This is a genomic window from Longimicrobium sp. (assembly GCF_036280135.1).
Lineage (GTDB): Bacteria > Gemmatimonadota > Gemmatimonadetes > Longimicrobiales > Longimicrobiaceae > Longimicrobium.
Genome location: NZ_DASURI010000216.1, coordinates 1 through 6,413 on the forward strand (window position 1 = coordinate 1; position 6,413 = coordinate 6,413).

Here is a 6,413-nt window from a genome sequence, read left to right on the forward strand (position 1 = left end):
CCCTACCCCGCCGGCGCGGTGAGCTTTCGCGACCGCCGCTCGCGCGACCTGGTGGCCGTGGAGGCGCCGTACATCTTTCACCGCGGCGCGTCGGAGGCGGGGTACATCGGCCGCTTCATCATGGAGGGAAGCAAGCCGGGCGCGGCGGCGGCGGCCGTGTGGATGAGCCACAAGGTGCTGCCGCTGGACGCGCGGGGCTACGGGCGGATGATCGGCGAGACGGCGCGCGGCGCGCTCATCCTGCACCGGCGCCTGTCCGCCGGCGACTGGGGCCGGTTCCGCGTGGTGCCGCTCCCCGCGCCGGACCTGAACCTCGTCTGCTTCGGCGTCACGCACCCGTCGCTGACGACGCTGGAGGAGACCAACGCGTTCGTGGACCGCATCTACCGCGCGATGAGCGTGAGCGACGCCCGGTCCGCGCGGACGCTGGACTACTTCGTGACCAAGACGGAGCTGCGCCAGCCGGAGTACGGCGACAGCGCCGTGCCGCTGGTGGAGGCGCTGGGCTTCAGCCGCGACGACTACCACCGCGCGGGGGCCGTGGCCGTCATCCGCTGCACGGTGATGGACCAGCACCTGGGCAGCAGCCGCGGCCGCGTGGATTACGTGAGCGGGTTTGCCTTGGCGCTGCGGCGGGTGTTCGAGGCTGAACTGCAGGGAATAGGGAATAGGGAATAGGGAATAGGGAATAGCAGGCGACAGACGGCGTCCGGCCGGTCTCGCGCCGGAGCGGTTGAAGCCTGCGAGAAGCCCCGTCTCGGAGCTCACGCGGCACCGGACGGGCTTCAACACCCGATTCCGCGACGCTACTCATCCTGAGGAGCCGCCGCGTGATCCCGGCCTGTGCACGATCCACGGAGGCGACGAAGGATCTTGCGTGCGATACTCGCGGCCGGCTTCCAGGCAGGGAGCCGGCCCCGTGGTCTGGACGCAAGATCCTTCGTCGCGCTCACCGTTCGCTCACGTTCAGGTTCCGCGCGCGACGTGCGCGCTGGAGCTGCAGCCGGAGCCGCGCCCGCGGCACTGCTGATCGGCCCCAAGCAGTAAAACCGAGCCCCGCCGCGATCATGCATCGCGGCGGGGCTTCGTTCAGGCAGAGAATGGCAGTTGCAGGCTATTCCCTATTCCCTATTCCCTATTCCCTGCGGTTCAGGACTCCTCGCCCTCACCCTCGCCGGCCTCGTCCTCCCCGGCGCCGTGACCCTCGCGGGCCTCCTTGAGGTAATCCCGCAGGTCCTGCTCGCTGAACGCGGCCAGCTGGCGCAGGATGGCGTGGAACTGGTCGCGCGTGCCACCGCCCTCGTCGCGCGTGAGCTCCTCGTCGATGTCCACCCGCCAGCCCTCGTCCTCGTCGTCCTCGCCGGGGGCCGCGGTGGGGTCCAGCTCCGTCAGGTTGTGGAACACCAGCGTGGCGCCCAGCGACTTGGGATCGTCCACGTACGACGACACCTCGGCCTCCGCCATGTAGATCTGCCCATCCACCTCGAAGATCCGGAAGCCCAGGGCCACCCCGAAGCCCGCCTCCTCATGCCCGTGATCGTGATCGTGCTGCTCGCTCATCGTCGTCATCCTCCCCTGGGTTTTCGTCTGGCTCCGACACCGTCCCGCATCGGGCGGGCAAGATACGCACCGGCCCACGCCCGGTACAGCCCGCGCGCGACAGCGGCCACCGCGCGAACACCGCCCGTCCCGCATCCGCCATCTTCCCCGCCCCGCCGCGCGCATGCGGCGGATTCCGATTATCTTGCCCCGTCGGCAACACGGGAACCGGACCAGGAGACGGACGATGGAGCACTTCATCTGCACGACGTGCGGTACGCAGTTCTCTGAATCCGGGCGGGAGCCGGACGGCTGCCCCATCTGCCGGGACGAGCGCCAGTACGTGGGCCCAGGCGGCCAGCAGTGGACCACGCACGCGCGGCTGCGGCGCTCGCACCGCAACGCCGTCCGCACGGAGGACGCGGGGCTCGTGGGGATCGGCATGGCGCCGGACTTTGCCATTGGACAGCGGGCGCTGCTCGTGCGCGGGGCGGCGGGGAACGTGCTGTGGGACTGCGTTCCGCTGCTGGACGACGGCTTGACGGAGATGATCCGCGGCATCGGCGGAATCCGCGCCATCGCCATCTCGCACCCGCACTACTACGCCACGATGGTGGACTGGGCGCGCGCGTTCGACTGCCCCATCCACCTCCACGCGGCGGACCGCGCGCACGTGATGCGGCCCGATCCGTCCATCCGCTTCTGGGACGGCGACACGCTGGACCTGGGCGACGGGATGACGCTGCTGCGCCTGGGCGGGCACTTCGCCGGCGGCACGGTGCTGCACTGGGCGGCGGGCGCGGAGGGATGCGGCGCGCTGCTCTCCGGCGACATCGTGCAGGTAATCCCCGACCGGCGCTGGGTGAGCTTCATGTACAGCTATCCCAACCTCATCCCCCTCCCCGCGTCCGAGGTGCGGCGGATGGCCGACGCCCTGCGCCCGTACGAGTTCGAGCGCGTCCTCGGCGCCTGGTGGAGCACGGTCGTCCCCGCGGACGGCAAGGGCGTCGTCCTGCGCTCCGCCGAGCGCTACGCGGCGGCGGTCGGCGGCTGATCCAGGCGCGGACGGAACCCACGCCGCTGCGCGGTGTCAACGGAAACCGCGTAATGGTGAACAGCGTTCGGCCACACCTGTCGCGCGGGGCTGAGCGGACGCAGATTGTCGCGCGGGCGGTACAGATCGTGATCGCCGCGCCGAAACTGAATCAAAGCACTCCGGCCCTCGCCACGTCGCGGCGGGGCCGGAGCTTTTTGGCCTGAATCGCAGGAAAACGGAAGTGCCGAAGTCCCGCAAAGTCATCGTCGCGCTGGTGCTGGTGCAGGTCTTTTTCTCCACGCTGCCCATCGCGGTCAAGTTCGCCCTGCGCGAGCTGAGCAGCCCCGCGCTGGCGCTGCTGCGCGTGGCCGGCGCGGCGGCGCTGTTCTGGATCATCCAGCGCGCCACCGTCCGCGAGCGCGTGCGCGGCGCGCGCGACTACGCCCTGCTGGCGGCGTACTCGCTGTTCGGCGTGATCATGAACCAGCTGCTGTACATCACCGCGCTGAGCCTTACCACGGCCACGGCCGCGCAGACGCTGGTGACGGCCGGCCCCGCCATGACGCTGCTGATCGCCATCCTCCTGGGGCGGGAGAGCGGCACGCCGGCCAAGTGGCTGGGGATCGCGCTGGCGGGAAGCGGCGCGCTGGTGCTGGTGGGCGTGGGGCTGCACGAGGGGAGCGCGCTGGGCAACCTGCTGGCCCTGAGCAACGTGGCGTGCTACTCCATCTACCTGGTGATCTCGCGCGGGCTGCTGCGCCGCTACAACGCGCTCACGGTGATCACGTGGGTGTTCACGTTCGGCGTGGTGGGGATGCTGCCGTGGGGGCTGGGCGCGCTGCTGCGCGAGGCGGGCGGCATGAGCACGACCACGTGGATGCTGATGCTGTACATCATCGTGGTGCCCAGCGTGGGGGCGTACTACCTGAACACGTGGGCGCTGGGCCGGGCGGAGAGCAGCCTGGTGAGCACGTTCGTGTACATGCAGCCGCCCATCACGGCGGCGCTGGCGGTGCCGCTGCTGCACGAGCACGTGTCGTGGCGGATGATTCCCGCCGTGGTGCTGATCTTCGCGGGCGTGGCCGTGGCCATCCGCGCGGGCCGCTCCCGCCCCGCCGGCGAGCCCCCGTCGCCCGCGGACCAGGAGGTGGTGGAGCCGTAGGCCCTCACCCGCGGGCCCTCACCCGCTCGCTGTCGCTCGCACCCTCTCCCGCAAACTGCGCGGGAGAGGGTGTATACTTCGAACGAGTCCCGGGGCGCGTATCGACCTCCCCGTCCAACGCAGTTCTCCCCCTCCCCCGCGAAGCGGGGGCAGGGGGCCGGGGGGTGGGGGCTCTCCGCGGACCGGCAGACACCCCGCCGACGTGCGCGATCCGCCGTTCTCCCTTCCCCCATTCTGTTTATGGGGGAAGGGTCGGGGATGGGGGGCGCTCCGCCGGCCGCGCGATCCGTCCCTCCTCCGCGTATCTCCACCCGCCCTCCCCCCGCCGCCTCACCCCAGCAGGTAATCCAGGATCGCGTCGCTGACGGCGTATCCGCTCGCGCGGTCGAACGCGACGAACATGGGGCCGCTATTGATCTCCAGGAACACCAGCTCGCCCGTGTCCGCGTCCGTCTTGAAGTCCGCCGCGCCGTACTCCATCCCCAGCGCGTCCATCAGCCGGCCCAGCGCCGCGATCAGCGCGGGATCCACGCGGTCCAGCGGGCGCGGCTCCACGCGCGTGGCGTCGTCGGCGCGGTAGTCCAGGTGCTCGCTGATGACGTCGAACGGGATGAACCGCCCACCCACGCCGTAGATGCGCACCTCCGGCGCAATCAGCCGCTGCTGCACGAACGCGGGCGCGGCCGCCTTGCCGTCGCGCCGCTCCGTGGTGCGCAGCAGCTCGCCCACCAGCTGCGTGTAGCCGCCGCCGGGGACGGGCTTGGCGATCATCTCCGCGGCGCCCTCGGCCCCCTCCAGCGCGTCCAGCTCGTTGGTGATGAGCGTCCGCGGAATCCGCAGCCCGCACGCGGCCGCCACGCGCAGCATGAACGGCTTGTTCACCTGGCCGGCGTAGGCGCGATTCATCATCCGCACGTCCTCGTGGGCCAGCATCCAGCCGTGCAGCGTGGTGTACCAGGCTTGGGCGCGAAAGCTCACCGCCGCGCGCTTGTCGGCCATGGCGTGGAACACGTCGTAGCGCATGAAGCCGGCGCCCGGACGCACCTCGGCGCCGTCCACCACGAGCGTGTCGGCCTGCACGTCCCAGGTGAGCGCGGGGTTTCGCTGCGCGCCGGCCAGCAGCTCCAGCACGGGCACCTGGCGCTCGCGGGCGCGGCGCAGCAGGGACAGGATGTTGGGATCCGATTCACCGCCCGCGATGAGCAGGGTGCGGTCCAGGGCCGCGGGCGCGGGCGCGATGGCCGGGCGCGGGGTGTCGAGCGTCAGCATGGCTGGGGGCGTCCCAAAGCGGACGGCGCGGGCGGGACCGGAACCGTTCCGGCCCCGCCCCGGCGCCTCAGTAGGTGCCGAACGGGTTCTCCGTCTCCACCGGCGCGCCGGCGGCGTAGCACTCCTCGTAGCTGGGCGCGCTGGTGGGGTTCTCTTCGCCGCAGGCGAGCGTCTTGTCCCTCATGGCATCCTCCCGGGTTGGATGGGTTCGCGGCGACACGCATCGGCACCGCCGCGGCGGGGAACGGACGCCGGACGGGCCCGCGTCCCCTCACCTATCCTAATCGGACTTATTTAATCATACAACCCCACTCAACACACTCGCACAGTCTCGACGCGACGCGACAGATGTCTCTCGACGGATGATCCTCCTGCCGGCCCAGCGCGGCGGATCAGGTCAGCTCGTTTCGCATCATCCTGGATGCGGATGCGCATTGCGTCCGCGGCCCCGTCCGGCGCGAACACCAAGCGGGACCGGGACGGAGCGGATGCTCAGAACGCGCCGAACGGGTCGTCCGTGCCGCCGCCGGACGTGGCGTCTTCCTCGCCCACGGGGCCGGTGGTGGAGGGGTCTTCCTCGCCCTCGGCGTGCGTGGTCTCGCCCTCTTCGCCGATGAGGGCGGTGGTCCAGGGCTCTTCTTCGCCGAGTGCGTGCGTGGTATCGGGCATGGTGATGCTCCTGTGGCGGATCGGATCGATGGACGCGAGCCCATCCCGCGTCCCGCATCCAACGTAGCCGCGATCGATCCATCCGCCGCCGCCCGTGGGATACGCCGCGCCTCCGCCCCCCGAGCCGATGTTCGCCGTGACGAGCGGTGTCCGCGCCACAAACGTCGAAACCCCGCCCGGCGCGCGACCGCGCACCGAACGGGGCTTCACCCGCGTGAACCGTGGTATGGTGTAGACGAGACGACGTGCGGCACGAGCAGTCCGCGCAGGCGGACTTCGCGATGTTCCTGCGACGGATTATGCCGATTGCGGATCTGATCCGGTAAGGCCGTTCCCCCAGCCGGAGCGAATGAATTCGCCGCTGGAAAGGCACGAAGTCCGCCTGCGCGGACTGCCCCAGCACAGAAGACGCCATGTGCGCCGGCGCGGGCTTCGCTGGCCCGAACGCCGCCTTTGTGCACGCGGACGGCGTGCGGCAGGAGCTGTCGGCGAAGGCCGACATCACGGTTTCAGAGCCGCGAATTCATTCGCCGGGGCTGGAGTGCAGGAATGCCGGTTCAGCATCATTCGCTCGGCGAGGGCCGCGCCCATTCTCACCTCACCCGCCCTCGCGCGGCCGCGTCGGCCTCGCGCCGGCCCCGCCCCGCCGTGATCCCTGCCCGTCCCGCTCCACACCCCGTTTGAAGTATACACCCTCTCCCGCGCAGTTTGCGGGAGAGGGTGCGAGCGACAGCGAGC

The 6,413-nt window shown here is 70.7% G+C and carries 5 protein-coding genes and 1 pseudogene; 3 read left to right on the top strand and 3 right to left on the bottom strand.

Going from position 1 to position 6,413, the window contains the following annotated elements; translation table 11 throughout:
• Positions 1–678 (top strand): annotated as a pseudogene (locus VFZ20_RS06460) (hypothetical protein); the annotation flags it as partial.
• A 471-nt stretch (positions 679–1,149) separates the two neighbouring features.
• On the opposite strand, the gene VFZ20_RS06465 reads toward VFZ20_RS06460, so the two are convergent.
• Entirely contained in the window at positions 1,150–1,560 is a 411-nt protein-coding gene (locus tag VFZ20_RS06465) for a hypothetical protein (protein WP_329683022.1), read from the bottom strand.
• Positions 1,561–1,786: 226 nt separating this feature from the next.
• Between VFZ20_RS06465 and VFZ20_RS06470 the strand changes: the two genes are divergently transcribed.
• Together VFZ20_RS06470 and VFZ20_RS06475 are read left to right on the top strand one after the other, a co-directional pair.
• Positions 1,787–2,593 carry an MBL fold metallo-hydrolase gene (locus VFZ20_RS06470; protein ID WP_329683023.1) on the top strand — a complete coding sequence of 269 codons (807 nt, stop codon included), beginning with the start codon at positions 1,787–1,789 and terminating at the stop codon, positions 2,591–2,593.
• 223 nt (positions 2,594–2,816) lie between these two features.
• Complete coding sequence (locus VFZ20_RS06475; RefSeq protein ID WP_329683024.1) at positions 2,817–3,737, top strand: DMT family transporter; 921 nt, start codon at positions 2,817–2,819, stop codon at positions 3,735–3,737.
• A 330-nt stretch (positions 3,738–4,067) separates the two neighbouring features.
• Here VFZ20_RS06475 and VFZ20_RS06480 read toward each other — a convergent pair whose 3' ends face one another.
• Both VFZ20_RS06480 and VFZ20_RS06485 read right to left on the bottom strand, forming a co-directional pair.
• On the bottom strand, positions 4,068–5,006 hold the full coding sequence (locus tag VFZ20_RS06480; protein ID WP_329683025.1) for a hypothetical protein: 939 nt from the start codon (positions 5,004–5,006) through the stop codon (positions 4,068–4,070).
• A gap of 492 nt (positions 5,007–5,498) precedes the next feature.
• Positions 5,499–5,675: a hypothetical protein gene (locus VFZ20_RS06485; protein ID WP_329683026.1), complete on the bottom strand. Its 177-nt coding sequence runs from the start codon at positions 5,673–5,675 to the stop codon at positions 5,499–5,501.
• Between the last annotated feature and the right edge of the window lie 738 nt (positions 5,676–6,413).

Coding starts and splice junctions, on each gene's coding strand:
- VFZ20_RS06465 (WP_329683022.1), bottom strand. CDS start 1,560: ATGAGCGAGCAGCACGATCACGATCACGGGCATGAGGAGGCGGGCTTC.
- VFZ20_RS06480 (WP_329683025.1), bottom strand. CDS start 5,006: ATGCTGACGCTCGACACCCCGCGCCCGGCCATCGCGCCCGCGCCCGCG.
- VFZ20_RS06485 (WP_329683026.1), bottom strand. CDS start 5,675: ATGCCCGATACCACGCACGCACTCGGCGAAGAAGAGCCCTGGACCACC.
- VFZ20_RS06470 (WP_329683023.1), top strand. CDS start 1,787: ATGGAGCACTTCATCTGCACGACGTGCGGTACGCAGTTCTCTGAATCC.